The following is a 20,352-nucleotide window of genomic DNA, read 5'->3' on the forward strand; positions in this document are numbered from 1 at the left end:
CGGTATGACCCTCAAGGGTGCGCAGGAGGGTGCCGTCCAGGCTCCACACCCGGACCGTGTTGTCCCCACTACCGCTGATGATGGTCTGACCATCGCCGCTGAGCCCCACCGAGTAGACAGCGCCGGTATGACCCTCAAGGATGCGCAGGAGGGTGCCGTCCAGGCTCCACACCCGCACCGTCTCGTCCCCACTACCGCTGACGATGGTCTGACCATCGCCGCTGAGCCCCACCGATAAGACAGCGTCGGTATGACCCTCAAGGGTGTGCAGGAGGGTACCGTCCAGGCTCCACACCCGCACCGTTTTGTCCCCACTACCGCTGATGATGGTCTGACCATCGCCGCTGAGCCCCACCGCGTGGACAGCGCCGGTATGACCCTCAAGGGTGCGCAGGAGGGTGCCGTCCACGCTCCACACCCGCACCGTGTTGTCCACACTGCCGCTGACGATGGTCTGACCATCGCCGCTGAGCCCCACCGAGTAGACAGCGTCGGTATGACCCTCAAGGGTGCGCAGGAGGGTGCCGTCCAGGCTCCACACCCGGACCGTGTTGTCCCCACTACCGCTGATGATGGTCTGACCATCGCCGCTGAGCCCCACCGAGGAGACAGCGCCGGTATGACCCTCAAGGGTGCGCAGGAGGGTGCCATCCAGGCTCCACGCCCGCACCGTGTCGTCATGACTGCCGCTGATGATGGTCTGACCATCGCCGCTGAGCGCCACCGATAAGACAGCGTCGGTATGGCCTCCCAACAAGCGTATTTCGGGATCAGGATAATCATGAGCTACACATTTCCCCAACGCTTGCTGCACAGGTCCCAGTAGTTTCTGGGGTAAGCGCTCGCGGTTCTGACCCATGGCTCCGATCGCAAGTGTTAGGGCTTCTGTTTTGCGGCCTAATGACAGCTTTGTCTCGATATCGTTTACCTTAAGCCGTAGCTGAGCTTCGGTTAGCGCCTGCTGAAGTTCAACTGCTCGCTGCTTTTCAGCAGCATCTTGCTCATCAGCGTAGGCTTTGCTCCGGGTGTAAAACTCTACATCTTTAGTACTGCGGATATAGGGACATAAAACTTCCCAGCCAGCAGTCTCGACCTGAGCTAGCAACCCGCGCGTCAGATAATGGCGCTCATCCTTGCTTTCTGCTTCCCAAAGTTTACGCTGGTCTTCTATCCGTGCCCTCAGCCGCAACAGGTTTTGCGCCTCTTTGCGCCAAGCTCGAAAGAGCCCCCAACCCTCAATCAACGTCTCATGGGCCAAGTCTACAACCTGATTGTCTTCAACCCATTGCTGACGCTGGCCTTCACTTCGAGTCTCGAGTTGCTCTGCCGTTGGGCTTCGTTCGGGTGTCCCTGTTACTAAGAGTCGAGCATTGACCAGATCTCTAATTAGCTTGTCCAACTGCTTGCGTTCGGTAGCATGGGTCTCAGCCTTACCGGCAATCTCGAGCAAGCTGGCTTTGGGCTGCCGTTGCCGGGTGTCACTGATGCCTTCTCCGGGGCGAATCAGCCGCAAAAAGATCTGCTTGATCCATAGCCGTTCTTCATGAGAGCGCTCGTCAGTTTTAGCTGACCAATCTGAAAAGCGATACACCGCGTTAGCGTGACTATTGAGCGCGCGTTGCAAACCGCTCGTAGCTTTCGCTGACGTGCCAGTTTGAGTATCAGTAGTGGAGCCATCCGGCTCAGCCTCATCAAGGGTGTTGTAAGCTTCCAACGTCAACAGCTTGTTGTCGTCATCGTCCTCCTGCCGCTTTCCCCACAGTTGGGTGAGGGCAAACTCCAGTAGCGGCAACGCTCCAGGTTCGTTGCTGACCTCTAGCTCTAGCTGGTCAATCAGAGCTGGCTCAACGTCAAAGCCCTGCCGTACGGCTGGTTTTAGAATGGCAGCACGCAGCGCTTGCCCTCGTAAGGGCGGCATGTAGTAGGCATAGTCCTGGATTAGGTCTCGTAAGACCGGCTCGTTGAGGCAAGGCTCCAGGAAGTCAGCGCGTAGGGTGACGACTACATGCAGCAGGCTTCTTGCTGTAGTAATAATGTCAAGGAACGTTCTCTGGTTTTCCAGAGCCTTCTTCTGTAGAAGCGGGTTCTCAATTTGGCTGGTTAGGGTAAAGGTTTCTTCAAATTGGTCAATTAAGAGTAGGAACTTTTTAGCTTGAGGCAACTGTTCAAGCAACTGAGCGAAGTTTTCCTGGGTAGGGTCAAGCTCAAATAGTTGCAGCGACTCTTTTACCTGAGTCGCTTTTAAGTAAAGCTCAAGCTCTTTGGCAAGCAGGCTTTTAAGCGTACTCAGCGGATCGGCTCCTGGCTTCATACTCATCAGTATCCAATGGCTGTCTTGAGCTAATAGCCTTGGGAAAAGCCCTGCTTTGACTACTGAAGATTTGCCACTGCCAGAGGCACCAATGACGGAAACAAAAGCTGATTGCTTAAACAGAGCAATGACGTCGCTAACTACTGCTTCGCGACCAAAAAAGAACTCATGCGTGCTTTCGTCAAAGGCGTCTAACCCTTGATAGGGATCTTTTAATTTTGTTTTAAATGAATCAGTGTAAATTGGTTTCTGAACGTTTTTCTTCCCATCAGTAGAGGGATAATCCATCAGTACAATAGGCTGATAACGCTCTGAAATAATAATAGGATGCTGTGCATAACGGCTTTGATTCAACTTCTTTGAGATATGGTTGAATAGGTCATCAGCAGTTATTGTTCCAGAGTTACGATCGCTAAGTTTTTCGATTAGTGCGGCAGTAAATACTCCTTGTCCAACCCTGCCATCTACCTTCGATTCCTGATTTTGAAGCGAAGATGCAATGATGTAGTAGTTAAAGCCAGATTTCAACTGAAAGCTTGTCTTTAGGATTGCTTCGCTAACCGCATAGCCACTATGACAAGTATCCAACAGAAGTACTAGGCTACTGAGGTGGTTAGCATTAGCAATTAGATTGCCAAGCTCAGTAAAAGAAAGGCCATCCTCTTGACCAACTAGCTTTTCTTTCCTACTAAAAACCAGTTCGGAATTTGAAGTTGCAATGTAGCCTTTCTTATTTTCTTCCTCTGTTACTTGGTAGCCATGTCCAGAGAAGTAAAGGAGAACATCTTTATATTGCTCAGTAGATAGAAATCTTTTTAGCTGGGATTTAAGCGTATCTTTTGTGACGCTTCCAGTTAGCTGATCTTGGTCATCTACTTTATATTGGCTGTCTTCAAAGTCGGCAAAAAGGCTTTTAAGAGCCGCGACATCGTTACTTGATGCTGAATGATCAAAATTTGGCAGCATCTTATCGTCATAGTGATCGATGCCTACCAAAAAAGCTGCCCCTTTACCGCGTTCCACCATAACAGTTGCCTTAGCTTGAATACTATATGATTGCGATCGCTTGCTGTACCAACAGGTTGGGGGCTTTCAACCAGGCAAGCTGAATTCTTACTTAGATACCCATTGCTGCAACCCACACAGCATGAGCTACTTCTGGCTCATCAAATTCTCCATGCGCTCCTCCTAGTCCGGCTTCCTTCGGCTTCTTCCAGATATAGCGGCTACTTTCCAAGTTGTAGATTTGACCTGCCTCAAAGCTGTACTCCTGGTCACAGGGCAACATCTTCATTGGGTTTAGCGGAATGCCATCTCCCTGAATACCGAAGGCCCCAATGGCTCCATACTTGGGGAAGCCGTCAAAAGCTGCGGTTTTCATGGCTAGTCCGCTAGCCAAGGGGTATAACTTGCCTACAGCTGTGTCGTGCTCTGATAACGTGACCACAATAGGACCTGCCACTTTACCGTCTCGGATCACTGGATAGAAATAACCCGCATGTCCCCGCTCTTTCGGAATATCGGCACAATAGGTCCACATCGATACCGCTCCCTGAATCAGACAAAGGGAATTGACCGGTCGTGGCAGTACGCCCTGAGCTTTTGGACCCGCCAGAGTCGCTGACATCACAATACAGCCGAAGCTATGCCCCACCAGATGAAACCGCACCTGTTCAGAAGTAGCCTGCTGGAGCCGGGTCAGAAATTCAAAACCGGTACTCTCTCCAAACTTCCGAGCTAGGGCCTTCATCTTCCAGTACGACAAGGCCCGCAGCGGGGAAAACACTCGGCTGAGGATGAAACCACCGCCATTCAAAAGTCCGAAATCTGCACTATCGCCAATGATTTCAGTTTCAAGCTCGCTTTCCTCATAAATGCTCTCTGGGTTAAAGGGCTCCCGGTCATCTCCGGGAGCCGCGACAAGGCCTTCGCTGCCCAGATCGGTTTCTTGATCCAAGACTTTATAGGCTTCTACGGTTGCCTCTGAGAGTTCGTCAGGCTCCATATCATCCAGCGCCTCTGAAAAGATTGTCTTCAGCGCCTCTTGTGCTGGTTGGCTATCAGCAACATGCTCTGCATAGTGCGACACCATCAATTCGATAGCCGCTTCCTCAGTGGTTGCTTCAATCGATTCATCGCCCCAAGGTAAGCTCGGCCAGTGCAGACCGATGAGTAAGGGCTTAAACCCTGGTCGCAATTGCTTTATTCTCTCGATGTCAGCCGTATTGGCTGCCATGGCTTTAATCCAGCGATTGTACTGGTTGCGGGCCGCCGGAATATCGCCTTGCCAGCCGTGACTGAAGATGAAGACATCAGTTATAGGTTCCTGAGCTAGCACTTCCAGCACAGTCTGACTGAGTTTAGTGCCATCAGGCTCGTTACGTTCTTGACCTAAGGCATCAAAGTTGATCAGGTAGTAACGGAGCGAGGTATCAGGAACTAATTCAAACGGCATAGGTAAGACTCTAACAATTGGGGCACTGTGTCAAGCACACTGAGGTGAGCTAAAGGCGTGCTGGTTAATGATGCTCACAACTTCTGGCTCTTCCAATAAGTTTGGTGAAAGGAAGTGTGAGTGCTCACAGATATAGCTTCCCAAATAGGACACCATTGAGGAGGTTATAGGTATTCTCTCTGTTCTACGCTACTCAGAGGGAAAAATCTGGAATTTTTTTTGCGGAGTTGCAAACCTGGCGGCTTTTTGGGGGTCTGTAGAATCAGGTGCTTTGGGCTTTTGTGGTCATACATCATCACGATTCTGCATTACACCCTTAGTCCTTAAGCGATTCGTCAAACAAGCTTGCTGAGCCAACCACTCGCACAACCCAAAGGTTCCGTTAGAGAGGCGAACTAAACTAAGAACGCTTATTGCCAGGGCAGCCGCAAGGTAGGAGGTGGTGCGATCGACGTGCAAAACAGAATCATCTCTGGCCGCCCTAGTGAGTAAAGCGGCTGCCTTGGCCTTGGTCAAACAATTAGAGGCTAAGACTCAAGCATCAGAGATGTTGTCCCAATCAAAGGCTGAACTACAGGCGGTATTGGCGATCGTCCATGAGGAAGCGGTTTCAGAGTGGATCCAAACCATTAACGGCTGGCTTCAGGAGCACACGACACAGCAAGAGACTTCTTTTTGAGCTGACTCATTACCTGAAGCTGCCGTGGAGCCATTTATGTCTGGGAGTGCTGCTGGGAGGGTTTGAGGTGGAGCAACGTGGAGACTTTTATAGCCAGGATATTTGGGTAAAGTTTTCACTAGAGCCGTTCCCAAAGCTGGTGGACTAACCGGGTGGTTAATTGTGTTTTCTGCCGCCGTGAAGACGCTCCGTCCTTCTGTGGGCTAGCACGTGAAGATTGACCACTCAAACGCAAATTGATTGACACATTAGCTGTCACTTTTCCTGTCGTTGTGGTAAATTACTACAAACAAAACAGTACGTCAGTACTTCTATGCTGCATTACTCTACCCAAAGTGATCCGTTAGCAGAGATTACCGCTGCCCCTTCTCAACAAACAGTTGAATCAGCAACATCAAACACCATTGTCAGCGAACTGAATGCTGAGGCTCAACTGAAGTTAGTGGTGATCCAAAGTCTTATTGCACCGTGCGATCGCGCCACCTATGGACAAAAGCTGAGGGATGCGGCTGAAAAATTGGGCGTTTCCATGCGATCAGTTCAACGGCTAGTGAAACGGTGGGAGCAGGAAGGGCTGGCAGGCATCGCCCAAGATTCCAGAGCGGACAAAGGTAACTACCGCATTGGAGACTTCTGGGAGGGCTTTATCATCAAGACCTACAAGGAAGGCAACAAGGGCAGCAAGCGCACGACACCTAAGCAAGTAGCTGTGAGGGTACAGGCGAAAGCGCGTGAGATTGGCGATGAGAAGCCGCCTCACTACCGCACAGTACTGCGGGTACTTAAACCGATCATGGAGAGACAGGAGCGAGCCAACAGCCTTCGTAGCCCAGGCTGGAAAGGCTCCACCCTCTCGGTAAAGACCCGTGAAGGCAAGGATATTGCGATTGAGTACAGCAATCACGTTTGGCAATGCGACCATACACGGGCAGATGTCTTGCTGGTAGACCAGTATGGCGCACTGCTAGGTCGCCCCTGGCTAACTACAGTCATTGATTCTTACTCTCGCTGCATTATGGGAATCAACCTGGGTTTTGATGCCCCTAGTTCCCAGATTGTGGCTTTAGCGCTGCGCCACGCGATTCAGCCTAAAAAATATGGGGCAGAGTACAAGCTGCACTGTGAATGGGGCACCTACGGCAAACCGCAACACTTTTATACTGATGGCGGGAAAGATTTTCGTTCCAACCATGTGCAGCAAATTGGGACTGATTTAGGTTTTGCCTGCCATTTGCGCGACCGCCCCTCTGAGGGCGGCATTGTTGAGCGTCCCTTCCGCACTTTGAATGACCAACTATTTTCGACGTTACCTGGCTACGTTGGCTCGAATGTACAGGAACGGCCAAAGGAGGCTGAAAAAGATGCCAGCTTGATGCTGCGCCAGCTAGAGCAGTTGATTGTGCGGTTTCTTTGCGATCAGTACAACCAGAGTATTGATGCTCGGATGGGTGACCAAACCCGCTTTCAACGTTGGGAAGCTGGTCTAGTGGATGTTCCTGATGTCATTGATGAGCGGCATCTGGACACTTGCCTGATGAAGGCATCAAGACGCACCATCCAGCGAGGTGGCTACTTACAGTTTGAGAACCTAATGTATCGCGGCGAATACTTGGCTGGCTATGGTGGGGAAAATGTATCACTACGCTTCGATCCGACAGACATTACAACCGTTTTGGTCTATCGGCAGGAAAACCAGCGAGAAGTTTTCCTGGCGCGTGCCCATGCTCAGGGGTTAGAAGCTGAGCACCTCTCCCTAGAAGAGGCAAAAGCGAGTAGTCGTCGCTTGCGCGAAGCAGGGAAGACGCTGAGCAATGAAGCGATTTTTTACAATGCTTTGGAGGAGGATGCCTCTGTCAAAAAGAAAAGCCGTAAAGAGCGCCAGCAGGAAGAACAGAAGCAAGCGCGCTCGCAACCCGGAAAATCTGTTGAACAGACGACACTTCAACCACCAGAGCCTCAACCGGAGATCGCGATCGATTTAGGTTTGGCAGACTTTACGCCCATTGATTTCGATGACCTCAAAGGAGAGTGGTAAACATGGTGCAGGCAAAGGAGTGGGCAGAAGTCTTGGGTGAGTTTCAGCCCACCGAAGCTCAATTAAAAGTTGAAACTGATCGTCTCCGCAAAAAGACCATCATGCCCTTGGAACAGGTCAGTCGATTGCACAACTGGTTGGATGGCAAGCGCAAGTCGAGGCAGTCCTGCCGGGTCGTAGGCGAGTCCAGAACAGGTAAATCAGTGGCCTGTGAAGCCTACTTCTATCGCCATAGACCGCAGCAAGAACCGGGCAAAAAACCGCTTGTTCCAGTTGTTTATATCCAGCCCCCTCAAAAATGTGGGGCGAAGGATTTGTTTAAGGAAATTATTGAGTTCTTAAAGCACCGGGCAACGAAAGGAACCATATCAGACTTTCGGGGCAGAGCAATGGAAATATTGCAAGCTTGTGAGGTAGAAATCCTGATTATTGATGAAGCTGATCGCCTCAAACCCGAAACCTTTGCTGACGTAAGAGACATTTACGACAAACTTGCAATTTCAGTGGTTTTGGTCGGCACTGATCGTCTGGATGCGGTCATCAAGTGTGATGAGCAAGTCTATAACCGTTTTCGTGCTTGTCACCGTTTTGGCAAGCTATCCGGTGAGGAATTCGCCAAAACGGTTGCTATCTGGGAACAGCAAATCCTGAAGCTGCCAGTTGCCTCCAACTTAACCAGTAAGGAGATGCTACGCATTGTAACCACAGGGACGGAAGGCTATATCGGGCGCATGGATGAAATTCTGCGAGAGGCTGCTATTCGATCGCTTTCAGCAGGTTTCAAGAAGGTGGAGAAGAAAATCCTTGAGGAGGTCGCCAAAGAGTACAAGTAATGGTGGAAGCTGACATGCAACCTTGGCTCTTCCAGATTGAACCCTACGAAGGGGAAAGTTTGAGCCACTTCTTAGGCCGCTTCCGCCGACCCAATCACCTGACTCCTAGTGGATTAGGACAGTTGGCAGGGATTGGGGCAGTTGTTGCTCGATGGGAACGATTCCATTTAAACCCGCCTCCAAGCCAGAAGGAATTAGAGGCGTTAGCGAAAGTTGTTGGGGTTAGTGCAGATCGATTAGCAGAAATGCTGCCACCAAAGGGAATTGGGATGCAGTGGGCACCCCTTCGGCTCTGTGGGGCTTGCTATGGCGAAGCGCCCTGCCATCAGATGGAGTGGCAGTATAAATCAGTTTGGAAGTGCGATCGCCACCATTTAAAACTTCTCTGCAAATGTTCTAAGTGTGAGGCTCCCTTCAAAATGCCTGCACTGTGGGAGGATGGCAACTGCCATCGTTGCCTAACACCCTTTTCTGCAATGGCCTTACACCAAAAAGCTGTGTGAGCGGTGCTTGCCTCTATCTACTCGCTGTGAATTGTAGGGTGAGAGAGGTTTGAGACGCCTACCGGAGCAAAAGGTTTAGAGGCATTAGCGCAGGAATTAGGGTTCCGTTCCAAGAGTGAACTGGTTGATCACATTGGTCGCCGTCTCCTTGCAGTTTCTCCTGTCGGGTTGACCTAGGAGGATAGGCATGAGATATCCAAAAGTCCTCAATCAGCAAATAGCCTTTGCCGGAGATGAACTCGCAGGACAGAAAGTTTATGAGGGGAGACAGAGAGCGATCGTCGCCTTGAGCTAGAGCAACAGCTTGAGATTTGGCAGTCTTTAAGAGCAAGGAGAGAGCTGTTTCCCAGTCAGCCAACGAGTAAGCATCAGGTCTTGCCCGGACAGTTCATCAGTTCTTTGATAGGACATTGATAGCAGCCTACGATTTTCCAGCAGCGGTGCCTATCTTCTCCTCGCCCAAATCGTCTGCCATAGCAAAATAAAGCGTAATCAACACGAGCAGGATCATCTGGAAATAGCCAGCGAGCGATCGCAGTTACGCTTTCGACATTACTAGCAGTCGAAGCTAGGGCATCTCCTTCCTTCTCGAACTCGATTCCTTTCGCCTTAATCCTTGCCAGCAAGGGCGTTTTTTTATACAAATCTAAAAATGCCTTGCCCGTATTCACGTCCAAAGGAACTCGCAAATCTGCTGTATTTAAGGGAGGATTCCAGATGCCAATGTCGGGATAGGGGCGCACCATCCAGCGCATAAACATCCATGCTTTTTTACGGGCACCTGTAGGCTTGTTTCCCATCCAAGCGATGTTTGTTGCCAACTTCTCAACAGCAGCAACAGTATCTGTTTGCTGGCGGCCCCGATGGACTAAGCCACCATGTCGTTGGGTTACCTGAATTAGTTGAGTGACTGAGTTCAAAATTTGAGGCAATTCCGAACTGATTTTCCAATTGCTTGGTTTCGGAAGTGCTAGAGCCTGTGCCTTCCTATCATGAGGTAAGTCGCAAAAGCGCAGCAAATCGTCGCCCAGTATCTCGTGAAGACTGCGAACAAAATCGCGTACACCCTCTGCTGCTGTTCCCTGATTGACACTGGCAACAATCAGAAGGTAGGCAATGCCTTCGTCACTATCAAGTGGGTATGGCACAGTATCAGGGTGCTCAAACTGCACATCGCGAATCTGGTTGAAATGACCGACAAATTCTCGCAGGTGATCAAGAGTCGTATCGATATTCACAGTAAGTGGCCTGTCAGGGGAGTTTATCTGTCGAATGGGATTTGAACCAAGCGAGCTGTTGACCAATTCCCAAACGGGCTAGCGGAGTGTTGAAGCTATAGCCAGCTGCTCGCAATCCTGGAAGTAAGTATTCGCGGTACTTTTGTCCTGCATAAATCTGGAAAACTGTGGTTTGATCGCAACCAAGTTCTGAGATTTGCCTTAGTACTCGTGAAGCCCATTCACGACGATCGCTGACAGGCATTTTGTTGAGTGTTTTTTCGTACGGTTGAATGAGCGCAGTGGGAGACAGTAAGCCATAGTTGGCTGAAAGAATGTACCAGTCCACCCCCTGTTGCTCAATGTATGACCTTGCCTTTCGGAACCAATCAGATGTATAAAGTTCTTTCGCAGAACTGAGCTGATTGCGCTTCTGTTTAACGCAGGATACGAGGGCAATACAGGATAAAGCTTTTTCCATTACTTGCGATTTACCCCTTCTTCATTCAGTAGAGAATCTGGGAATAGTTGGCTAGCGATCGCGATCAATTGGTATTCCAGAGAAGTGAGACGGGTTGCTCCCAAATCCTTCCAGATTCCAATGCAATCTGTTTTCCAAGCATGAATCCAAAAATAAGTCGATTGCTTGAGGAGCGGTTGAGTGGATGGAACAGTCTCAAACAAGCGTTTAGCCCATCTTTTGTATTTAGGACTCGCTTTTTCGGGTGGATGATCTGGGCAAACAGCAGCACTGAGATCGCCAATGTGATATGCATAAGCATCCCCCCACCGACAAAACTTGCCTTTATTGGAGGCAATTTGAGCGATGTTGGCAGACAGATTGTTACCTTGCTTGCCATATTTTTCCGATTTACCGATATAGAGGGGAATAGCTTGATGGTCATCGCGCCAAAACATCATGTAAATCAGCCCTTCGTACTCAGTGCTACCAACCTGAAAGTCTAGAAGAACTTTGTTCACTTCTTGAATAACCAGAGAGTCCATTTCGCTAGAGCGACAGAGTAGAAGGCGCTGGTTTTGGCCAAAAGCTGCTGTTTTAACGATCTGCCCCGATGTCTCAAACAGAGGAACACTGGATTCAAGAATTTGGTGTTCGGCACAGAATTCGTCCCATAGCTTCCTCATACATCTTCTTCTTAAAAGGTTTCAACTTTAGAGTGCCCAGATTCAATTTGTCTCTGCTTACCTGTTAGCAACTTAAGCTGCAAAGCCTTTGACGATTGCTCCTAACCCTGTGATGGTATTTTTCGCTTCCATGAGCAAATTTTGAGGGTGAACTTAGGTGGCTCATCGCTACAGCAAAAGGCGGCTTATGAGTCGCAGATGGAGCAGATTCGGGTTTCAGTGGCTCGAACGAAGGTGGCTTTGGTGGAGCCGCTTGGGTAACGGCTGGAAGAGCGACTACAATGACCTGCTAGCAACCATCAGAAACCTACGATCGCCATGTCTTCTCTTGACCGTCAGCAATCCGATCGCCTTTTGCAGCACATCACTGGGGTTGAACAACTGTTAACTGAAGTGAACGAGGAGGGAGCGGAGGAGGTTCTGGATGAACTTTATATGCTGATTACCAAGCTCTTTGAGCAGTTTCCACAGCTCGATAAGGATGAGTAAGGGCAGGTTTACCGATCGAATATGTGCTTTGTTAAAGACGCTGATGAACCTGCCCCTACAACCCTCCCGATTCTTTGACAGGAAAGGGGGTGGGATAAATTCTGTCGATTTTAAACTCTAAACTGGTGACTTTTTGCTCCCAGGTCAGTTTAGTAATGACGACATCGGCGTAAGCAACCCATGCTTCATCGACTAAAGCAATAGGCACGTCTATTGGAAAAATCCTGTAACGTTCTTTTTGAGCCTGATAGGTTTTGCCCTGCTCTAATTGAACGGGATAGCCTTGAGAGGGCGTGAGCTTCAGAATACTATTGACTATACAGGGCATTCCCATCGTTTCAGGCTCTTTTGATAGTTAAACAGCTAAAACCTGTCGTGCGGCGACTTCCATCATGGTGGCGGTGCTGTAGCGGATGGCTTTAAGTTTGGCTTCCAGGGCATCGGAGAGGAAGAGGAGGGAATCGACTTTAGCGACAATCCGCGTCTATTGGGGATGCACTCAGAAACTAGAACAACAGCTTGAGATTTGGGAGACTTTACAAGCAAGGGTGGAGCAGTTTTCTAATTTGGTAGCTGAGTAGTGGTTGTGCCTCATGATTAAGGGACTTGTGTAGCTGCAATTTTATCAATCCACTCTTGAGTCACTGCCTGAATAGTAGTTAGTGGTTCCTTGTAAGGATATGTTGTAATGTGCTCTAACCTGTCTCCGCTGTTGGAGTTCTGTTTGAGAGGAATTTGAAGGTTGTTGAAGAGCGTGCGTGCGCTTTCAAGATCCCCCTTTCTGTCATATCCCGCAATTTTCCAACCTTCTACTGTTAGGACGCAGTCTATAGCGACTACAAAGCTATTTGGTAGATAAATGTCATGAACTAAAACATCTAAAAGTGCTCGTTCTTTACGGTAGTACCATTGCTTAATCTCTACAGGTTTGTTCTGATAGTCGATCAGGCTTCCCAATTCAGATACTTTTTTACGTAGCTCTGCCTTAAATTTGTTAACCTCTTCCAACAGAGCAACAATTTCGCTACCTCTCTCGTTGAACAGGTTGAACATGCTTTCGTCCATTACTGACCCCCTCATTAGGTTTTCGATCGTCTCTATAAAGTCGGTAAGTGAAATCAGGAATTTGGTATTGGCTCCGACGAGATAATCGCCCATCAGTGGACGAAGTTTGGAGAAGAAATCGGCATACCGGATGGGAATGAAGCCATGCAGATTTTGGTCTTCTACGGGATAGAGGCTGAGGAGAAACATGGTCAACTTGCGATGAGAGCGCTGCTGTTGCAGGAAGGCTGCGTAGTCGTGAAATGGATTCACGGCTGAGTGGTAGATCTTATTCTCGATCGCAATCAGGTGCGTGTCTGATTGAATCAGGATGTCGATACGGTTTCCGGCTTTGGTTACAACTTCCCGCTCAACGGTAACGTTCGACTGTGGCTCGTAATCAGACGCTAGAGACATTAGTGCCTTCAGGCATAGGTCAGATAAGCCGTGAGGGGCATCAGGTTGAAAATAAAATGCCAGGATGTTGCTACAGACGTTTTCATAATGGGGATAGCCTGCAATCTCCATAAAGGTTGGGTCTTTGATCGGAGATGACAGGCTTTTGAAGGCATCTAGTAGTTGGTGGAACTGGTCAGTTTTCACAGTCGCTATCCTAAACATTACTGGGAACGCGCCAAAGCCCTATCAATCTCGAACATCACGATCGCTGTTTGAAAGACCACACGTCGTCCATCTTCCCAAACGAGGGGTTTACCCTCCTTCTGTGCACCGTGTTCCTGACGTTGAATGAGGTCGCTGACTGTCCCCCAGTAGGGTAGCAGTGCGTCTAGGAAGGGTTTTTCTGTTTGACCAAGGCTTTCCTTCTTCAAATTCAACACGCGCCTAATTCGAATGACAGTTTTGGCTTTATCAACACTGCTTTCGCTAAGCTGATATTGGCGAATAATAGAATCAGCAAATTCTTGCATTGCTTCTCGGCACAGGTGTCCAATTACCGTAAGCTGTTGCTCTGAGTCACTTTTCCATAGCATCTCTTCAGCATCAAGCCATTTTTTGTATGCTTTTGGGTGTTTCTCCTGAAATTGGCTAGTACTAAAGTAGCTTCTGACTTCAGTTTCAACTCTGTGAAGGGGTTGAGTAATACGTTGCTTCAAATACTCGTAATACTTGAAGCCTTTAGGCGTTATTTCAAACTCGAACTTTCCTTTCCCTGTTCGGGGCTGCGACAAAGTAAGCAACTCTTCCGTCAAAAGAAATGGAACGTTGCTTTTGTAAGTTTTGATAGGTGGTCTAGCAAATCCAGGATGAGAGATAACTGTATCATTCCCGGACTCCATAGCCCAGAAGCTCTCCCGCTTGTTTTGTGGAACATTCCGGCCAGCCTCAACTAGTAATACAAGCAGTTCTTCTTGTTCAGGTTCTAACAAGATGTTCTCAAACAATGGTGTAGCTCCACTTCAACAAGTTTGAATCGTTCAATAGGTTGCTACACTGCCAAAACTTGCCGTGCTGCAACTTCGATCAGGGTAGCGCTGCTGTCTCGTGCAGCTTTAAGTTTGGCTTCCAAGGCATCGCAGAGGGAGAGGAGGGACTCGACTTTGGCGACAATTCGTTTTTGTTCAGCAAGGGGCGGAAGTGGTAGCAGAAGGTTTGAAATCTCAGTACTATTAATATTTTTCACCCCAGAAGTTGTACGAATAGGAAACTCTATTTGTTCCCGTATAAATGAGGTACTTAGAGCGAGATGTAAATATTTGGCTAATATGTATTCAGGGAATAATCTAACCCTTACCAGGTATCCTGCATAGGCATATCCACTTACGCTTCTATCAATCAAAGCCGTCCTGCCTATCAAAGTCTTACTTCCATTCGACCTAATCATTAAAAGATCATTTTCTATAAGACTTAGCTCTCGAATTTCTGCATCAGTTAGCGTGGTAAATTTCAAGTCATCGATTGTAATCTCTCCAGCATTTACATCGATGTTAGGAATTCTCAAAACTGGGATTCCAGGCACATCATAATCACACTTTTTAGATGTACCGTATTTGATGCTGTGAAGAATACTTCCCAACCTTACATGGAGCCAGCTTGAGGGTAAAGTGTGTGTTTCACCTTCTAAATCAACAGCATTAACTTCTATTTTTCTGATTTTTTTTGCCTTTATTAACTCCTTGATGGCAGCTTGTACTTTTTTAAGCAGTACTGAAGCTGGTTCGTCATTTGGATTTTGAAGGACGAGTTTTCCTTGAACGGCTAATTGTAGGATTGCCTGACGGAGTTTTGGGATGGTTTCGGGGATGCTGTAGAGCAGGTCGAAGTTGTTGCAGATGCGTTGCCAGCGGTGCTGGAAGTCATTGGGGTTTTGGGCGGTGAGGAGTTGGGAAATTGCGCCCTCGTTCATTTTGAGTAGGCTTTCTTGTCGCTGTTGCTGCCGCTTTTCAATTTCGTCACAGAGGATGAGGAGGCGATCGCACTTCTCCACAATCCGCTCCTGTTCTGCCAATGGTGGAAGGGGCAAGAAAACTTTAACTAGATGTGACGAACCAAAGTTTGGCTGCATACCCTGAAGCTGAGTTAACATCTGGTTTGTAAAGATGTTGCAATCCAAGAAATAGCGTAAGTAGTTGTTATTGCATTCTTTTAGCCAAAATCTCATTCTAATAGTACTGGTATTGACTATTACCCTGTAACCTGGATTTTTGAAGAATGCTGTCTTCCCCCAGCTATTTCCAGAACTAGCAAAAAGCAAGTCTCCATCCTCAATTAAGAAATGGCTATATTTTTGACTGAACTCTTCTTCAGAAATATGTTTGTCCGAATTTTCTAAAACTAATTTTCCTTTCACTATATTTTTGACATTAAGCAGTTTCACTCCAGTATCCCTAAACTGCCAATTCCTAATTCCTGGTCCTTCTTGAGAAAAGACAACATCATTGAATCTAGACCACTCCCAAGCTTGAGGTAGTTGATATGGAATTTCGTCCTCCTTAATTGGAGGCATGAGGTTATTCTTTCTAATCTTTGAGTTTGAAATAAAATTGTCTCGCTCAATTCTAGATTTCTCTACTAATACTGAAGCAGGCTCATCAGTAGAATTTTGAGTTGTAAGTTTTCCCCGTACAGCCAATTGCAAAACAATTTCCCGTAATTTAGCAACGGCATTCGGGGAATCAGTCAGCAGAGCAAAGTTGTCAAAGAAAGTGTTGGGGATCATGCTGGAAATCAAGGCAATGGGGTAGAAACAAACGATGACAATTCGTGTGAGCGTCCTCGAAGTCGTGTTTCAGTTTAGCGAACTTCTCGATCGCGTCAAGCAGGGCGAAGAAGTCATTCCAATCGGTTTGAGAGCCTACCTATTCAGAACAACCATGTTCTACGCGTTGCTCAATTGTCTGACCTTCACCGTGATTACTTCGATCGTATTTTGGTCGCTCAAAGCGGGGTTGAGCAAATGCCGATTCTAACCACCCATACTTTAATTCGTCAGTATTCAGTCACGACAATTTGGCAAGGCTACTCCTGACGCTCCAACGATGCCTTCAACTCAAACTTCAGCTTACTCCGCACCTCATCCAACTCTGCGAGAAGTGCCTGGTGCGCCTCTAGCATCTCATCCAGATCTGCGTGCGCCACATCCACCCGATGCGGATTCTTAATGTCCAGGTTGTAGTTGTTCGCCTTGATCGTTTCTACCGACACCTTCCAGGCAAACTCAGTCTCCTCCCGGTTTTCCCACCAGGCTTGCTCTGGCTCAAATTCCTCAAACCGGATTGGTTTCGTCTTGTTATAGGACTTGTACCCGGTTGGATAGGGATGCTCGTAGTACCAGACCTCTATTGTCGGCTCTCCCTTCGTGAAAAACAGCAGGTTCGTCTTGATGCCCGTGTAGGGGTTAAATACGCCATTGGGTAACCGAACGATCGTGTGCAGGTTGCACTCTTGCAGCAGCTTTTCCTTAATCCGCGTCTTCACACCCTCGCCAAACAGGGTGCCGTCAGGTAGGACGATCGCCCCTCTGCCACCATCCTCTAGCAGATGCATAATCAGCACCAGGAACAAGTCTGCCGTTTCCCGTGTCCGGAAAGAGTCAAAGTTGCTCTCAATCCCGTCTTCCTCCATGCCACCAAAAGGTGGGTTAGTCAGAATCACCTGCACTTTGTCTTGACGGGAATAGTTCTTCAGAGGCTTCGCAAGGGTGTTGTCATGCTTGACGGGAGGCACATCCACCCCATGCAGTAGCAGGTTGGTGATACAGAGCAGATGCGGTAGCGGTTTCTTTTCAAAGCCTTTTAGCGATCGTTGCAGCGTCTCCTCATCCTCTGCCGTCTTCACGTAGTTCTTGCGAATATGCTCTAGTGCACAGGTGAGGAAGCCCCCCGTTCCGCAGGCAGGGTCAAACACCGTCTCGCCCAATTTGGGATCGGTCATCGTCACCATGAACTGTGTCACCGCACGGGGCGTATAGTACTCACCCGCATTGCCTGCATTCTGCAAGTCCTTGAGAATCTTCTCGTAAATCTCGCCAAACAAGTGACGGTCTTTCGCCGAGTTAAAGTCCACCTCATTCAGCTTGTTAATCACCTGCCGCAAGAGGGTGCCATTCTTCATGTAGTTGTAGGCATCCTCAAACACATCCCGTACAACCTTCGCGCGTGGATCGGTTCCAGGTCCGATTGGTAGTTCCTTCAGCGTCTTAAACAGGACATTATCCACAAAGTCCAACAGGGTTTCCCCGGTCATCCCTTCCGCATCCGTCGCCCAGTTCCGCCAGCGCAACCCTTCCGGGATGGGTGAGTGATACGCATCCCGCATCAACTCATATTCTTCCTCCTGGGCATCAAACACCTTTAGGAATAGCATCCACACCAGTTGGCTAATGCGCTGAGCATCACCATCCACCCCGGCATCCTTACGCATGATGTCCTGAATGGTCTTGATAGTGGTGCCGATGGACATAATACTTCGGTTTTGAAATGGTTCACGGTTGCTGTTGAATTGTATCCTAAAGCTGAGGGAATAACTGGCAAAATTCGGTGGACAAAGAGTAAAAATATGGTAAGCCGTGATTGTGCAGTGACTAATCTCAGCAGTAAAGAAAAAACATCAAAGGTAGCCTACTACTTAAGCTTAATGTCCGTGGGAAGTGGCTTCTTATCATAAAAAAGAATAGACAATAAATATAGAACTTGATGTCCTAATCTGCAGTCAATTGCTTATATATTTCAACTTATTAACCATGATCAACTTATAAAAAACTGTTTGCTCACACAGCTTTTAATCGTGCTGTTAAATACTCATTCAATTCTTTAGGACATGCTAAACGGGGAGCGAGTATCTCAACAGCGTTTCCAAAATTAATATATGACCGGATTTTTATTCGCTTAAGGCTTCCATCATCCTTAATTTCCTGCTCAAGCTGACTCAAAAAAAATAATAAGCACCAGAGTTCTTGTTTGCCCCTCAGCCAAACCTTTGTTGGTAAAGTTTCTAGTTCGTTCTTTGCCAAGGTGATAGCTGCAGCAGGTGGTGGATTGTCAACTTTACATTCCCGCGCTAGGTGAGTCGAGATATCAGGGTTCCAATTCAGTACAAGTTCGTAATTGAAAGCTATAGAAAGTATTGAAGGTCCAATATTTTCATTTTGTGGTTTTTCACCCAATCGACGAGTGGCAACAATCCATGCCATCCATGGAAGGAAAACATCACGATATGTTTGTTGGAACTTGCTAAAATTTCGGCAAGCAACTTCGGTAGCCCCGCTAGATGAATCCAATCCCCAAATATCAGTTAAAATTACCGCTACAGCTTCTTCTGAGACGAGGAAGTTTTCTATAGAATAGTATGAGGTCACAAACAAACTCTGCTGTGTTTTGGTTCCCTCAGTTTTGCCTACTAAATCATCATGGTCTTTGTCAACGAAAAACATTAATTTTGGATTGTTTGGAAATCGTTCTTCTAAATACTTCCACGCATCTAATACATCCTTCTTTCGTCCTAATACTGTTGTCGTGACAGCCAAATTTGCTTCATCAGCCATTCTGCTAACGTGCACTCTGATAAAAGAAGGATCATCTCGCCCCTCAAGAAAAATATAAATCTTTCTGGCATTTGGATTGAAGCTAGTGAGAAATAGATTGATTTTTGCTCGTGATGACTGTGGCGCAGACTTCAGAGCATCTAAGAATGATGGCATCTTCAGTTCTCCCGAACAAACTCACTGATGGAATGTGCGTATTCAGCTAATGAATTATCAAATACAAAGGGAGAGTGTGTAACAGCAATAAGCCCTGAACACTTTCCTGTCTCTTTTAAGTCTTGAAGAAAACGACGCTGCCATGGTACTGAGATAGATAATTCTGGCTCATCAATAACAACAAAGTACTTTTGATAGCTACCCAGAAATACATGAGAGAATAATGAGACAATTTGCTTTTCTCCTGAGGAAAGACCGTAGAGAGGCACTTTGCGGCTATTCTTTATATCATTTCGATTAATGATTAATTCAAATGCTGTGGGATTGAATTCAAGTTTTTTATTACTTAGGTATTGATTTATTAATTCGACTAGCTTGCGTACGGGGATCTCACGTTCCTGCTGATTTTTATGAAGCACAACTAGGTTAGTAAGAAAATGAGCGGAAATACGTTGCTCAACATTTAAAGTTTGATTTGATTTTGCGTTTTCAAGAAGGTTTCTAAGTTCTCGTCGATCATCTTCCGAGAGTATTTCTTCTCCAATCCGGGATAGCATTAAATCAACAGTTTCAGCAACTTCATTTGTGGCTAGTGAAGAAGCATCAACATCTTTATAAAGACCTTGGAGAATATTGTGTAGATAGGATCCTGTAAATCGATTGAGTTCACTTCTAAATTCTTGATCTAAAGTGGTGAGGCTTGATTTGAATGCTTCAGCCACATCAGTCATGCCAAACTCAACTAATTCAATATAAGAAGCCTGCTTCCTGATTTTACGATTTCTCAAGTAGGAAGATGATGTTTCTTCAAGATTTAGATCGGGGAAAACATCACTAAGTTCCTTCTCAATTCTACGATAGGTTGGTAAGAATAGAACTTGTTCGTCTTCATTTGAACCTATTAACTCAGCAAGTTCTTTTGGCCCCAAATATTGTTCACCATCTACATGCTCACCATCTACGCGATTTCTACGATTAAACATTGAACCTGTCTGCGCCACTTCAGCTATGGCAGAAAAAGCTACTCGATGAATTGAACCCAAAATAGGTTTTGTTAGGTTTCTTAGTTCTTCACGTCCCTGTGAAGTAGACCAATATTCTGGAGTGTTTTCAGAAAGTATATTTAATAGAGAATCCAATACGCTCTTAGATAAATTTCGCTTCAAATAACCTAGAGCACTACTTCTTTTTTGAGTACTAGGCAATTGTTCCTTATCAAGGCGATATTTTTTATCGTCAATTGTGATTGTACATACTTGAAATGGAAGTTCGCTGAGGCGATCCCATTGGGCAGTGAGTGCATAATAAATTAAATTAATTAATGTACTTTTTCCAGAGCCATTTTCGCCAACAAGAATTAATGTGTTGTCTTTAATAGGAACATTTAATTTGTAGGTATTAAAGAGCCCTTGTACTTGAACCCGTTTTAGGTTGATAGACATCTTTATTCCCTCAATTGATTGGTAAACTAACAACCAGGCCC

The 20,352-nt window shown here is 47.1% G+C and carries 18 protein-coding genes; 6 read left to right on the plus strand and 12 right to left on the minus strand.

Going from position 1 to position 20,352, the window contains the following annotated elements:
• Positions 1 to 3,337: caspase family protein (locus tag H6F76_RS00875; RefSeq protein ID WP_190505129.1), on the minus strand; the 3,337-nt coding region annotated here is incomplete at its 3' end.
• A gap of 91 nt (positions 3,338 to 3,428) precedes the next feature.
• Positions 3,429 to 4,766, minus strand: a complete 1,338-nt coding sequence (locus H6F76_RS00880) for a hypothetical protein (RefSeq protein WP_190505131.1) — start codon at positions 4,764 to 4,766, stop codon at positions 3,429 to 3,431.
• Between the two features lie 547 nt (positions 4,767 to 5,313).
• Here H6F76_RS00880 and H6F76_RS30805 point away from each other — a divergent pair.
• The 4 genes from H6F76_RS30805 to H6F76_RS00895 all read left to right on the plus strand — a co-directional run bounded on the left by H6F76_RS30805 (position 5,314) and on the right by H6F76_RS00895 (position 8,816).
• Positions 5,314 to 5,445, plus strand: a complete 132-nt coding sequence (locus tag H6F76_RS30805) for a hypothetical protein (protein WP_277881164.1) — start codon at positions 5,314 to 5,316, stop codon at positions 5,443 to 5,445.
• Positions 5,446 to 5,758: 313 nt separating this feature from the next.
• Entirely contained in the window at positions 5,759 to 7,480 is a 1,722-nt protein-coding gene (locus tag H6F76_RS00885) for a Mu transposase C-terminal domain-containing protein (protein WP_199321842.1), read from the plus strand.
• A 2-nt stretch (positions 7,481 to 7,482) separates the two neighbouring features.
• Positions 7,483 to 8,313, plus strand: a complete 831-nt coding sequence (locus tag H6F76_RS00890) for a TniB family NTP-binding protein (RefSeq protein ID WP_190505133.1) — start codon at positions 7,483 to 7,485, stop codon at positions 8,311 to 8,313.
• Positions 8,314 to 8,327: 14 nt separating this feature from the next.
• Positions 8,328 to 8,816 (plus strand): TniQ family protein, encoded by a 489-nt coding sequence (locus H6F76_RS00895; protein ID WP_242036460.1) that lies wholly within the window; start codon positions 8,328 to 8,330, stop codon positions 8,814 to 8,816.
• Between the two features lie 368 nt (positions 8,817 to 9,184).
• Here H6F76_RS00895 and H6F76_RS31275 read toward each other — a convergent pair whose 3' ends face one another.
• Genes H6F76_RS31275 through H6F76_RS00910 form a run of 3 tightly spaced genes read right to left on the minus strand, consistent with a single transcriptional unit; the run spans position 9,185 to position 11,179 of the window.
• A complete protein-coding gene (locus tag H6F76_RS31275) occupies positions 9,185 to 10,054 on the minus strand; it encodes a DUF2400 family protein (protein ID WP_190505136.1) in 870 nt (289 codons plus the stop codon).
• Positions 10,055 to 10,067: 13 nt separating this feature from the next.
• Complete coding sequence (locus H6F76_RS00905) at positions 10,068 to 10,514, minus strand: DUF6884 domain-containing protein (protein WP_347275964.1); 447 nt, start codon at positions 10,512 to 10,514, stop codon at positions 10,068 to 10,070.
• Positions 10,514 to 11,179 (minus strand): hypothetical protein, encoded by a 666-nt coding sequence (locus H6F76_RS00910; RefSeq protein WP_190505141.1) that lies wholly within the window; start codon positions 11,177 to 11,179, stop codon positions 10,514 to 10,516. The genes H6F76_RS00905 and H6F76_RS00910 overlap by 1 nt, the downstream gene beginning before the upstream one ends.
• A gap of 318 nt (positions 11,180 to 11,497) precedes the next feature.
• Between H6F76_RS00910 and H6F76_RS00915 the strand changes: the two genes are divergently transcribed.
• Positions 11,498 to 11,668: a hypothetical protein gene (locus H6F76_RS00915; protein ID WP_190505143.1), complete on the plus strand. Its 171-nt coding sequence runs from the start codon at positions 11,498 to 11,500 to the stop codon at positions 11,666 to 11,668.
• A 55-nt stretch (positions 11,669 to 11,723) separates the two neighbouring features.
• On the opposite strand, the gene H6F76_RS00920 is transcribed toward H6F76_RS00915, so the two are convergent.
• The 4 genes from H6F76_RS00920 to H6F76_RS00935 all read right to left on the minus strand — a co-directional run bounded on the left by H6F76_RS00920 (position 11,724) and on the right by H6F76_RS00935 (position 15,902).
• Positions 11,724 to 12,002: a DUF2584 family protein gene (locus tag H6F76_RS00920; RefSeq protein ID WP_190505145.1), complete on the minus strand. Its 279-nt coding sequence runs from the start codon at positions 12,000 to 12,002 to the stop codon at positions 11,724 to 11,726.
• Positions 12,003 to 12,265: 263 nt separating this feature from the next.
• Entirely contained in the window at positions 12,266 to 13,315 is a 1,050-nt protein-coding gene (locus H6F76_RS00925; protein ID WP_190505147.1) for a PD-(D/E)XK nuclease family protein, read from the minus strand.
• A gap of 17 nt (positions 13,316 to 13,332) precedes the next feature.
• Complete coding sequence (locus H6F76_RS00930; RefSeq protein ID WP_206754309.1) at positions 13,333 to 14,115, minus strand: hypothetical protein; 783 nt, start codon at positions 14,113 to 14,115, stop codon at positions 13,333 to 13,335.
• 44 nt (positions 14,116 to 14,159) lie between these two features.
• Positions 14,160 to 15,902, minus strand: coding sequence for a restriction endonuclease subunit S (locus tag H6F76_RS00935; protein WP_190505151.1), 1,743 nt, complete (start codon positions 15,900 to 15,902; stop codon positions 14,160 to 14,162).
• A gap of 22 nt (positions 15,903 to 15,924) precedes the next feature.
• Between H6F76_RS00935 and H6F76_RS00940 the strand changes: the two genes are divergently transcribed.
• Positions 15,925 to 16,140, plus strand: a complete 216-nt coding sequence (locus H6F76_RS00940) for a hypothetical protein (RefSeq protein WP_190505153.1) — start codon at positions 15,925 to 15,927, stop codon at positions 16,138 to 16,140.
• A 49-nt stretch (positions 16,141 to 16,189) separates the two neighbouring features.
• Here H6F76_RS00940 and H6F76_RS00945 read toward each other — a convergent pair whose 3' ends face one another.
• From H6F76_RS00945 to H6F76_RS00955, 3 genes are all read right to left on the minus strand, one after another.
• Complete coding sequence (locus H6F76_RS00945; RefSeq protein WP_190505155.1) at positions 16,190 to 17,632, minus strand: class I SAM-dependent DNA methyltransferase; 1,443 nt, start codon at positions 17,630 to 17,632, stop codon at positions 16,190 to 16,192.
• Positions 17,633 to 17,939: 307 nt separating this feature from the next.
• Positions 17,940 to 18,869 (minus strand): DUF4435 domain-containing protein, encoded by a 930-nt coding sequence (locus tag H6F76_RS00950; protein ID WP_190505157.1) that lies wholly within the window; start codon positions 18,867 to 18,869, stop codon positions 17,940 to 17,942.
• Between the two features lie 2 nt (positions 18,870 to 18,871).
• On the minus strand, positions 18,872 to 20,311 hold the full coding sequence (locus tag H6F76_RS00955; RefSeq protein WP_190505159.1) for an AAA family ATPase: 1,440 nt from the start codon (positions 20,309 to 20,311) through the stop codon (positions 18,872 to 18,874).
• Positions 20,312 to 20,352 lie beyond the last annotated feature (41 nt).

This window comes from Leptolyngbya sp. FACHB-321, from assembly GCF_014695975.1.
In the GTDB taxonomy this organism is placed as follows: Bacteria; Cyanobacteriota; Cyanobacteriia; order Leptolyngbyales; family Leptolyngbyaceae; genus Stenomitos.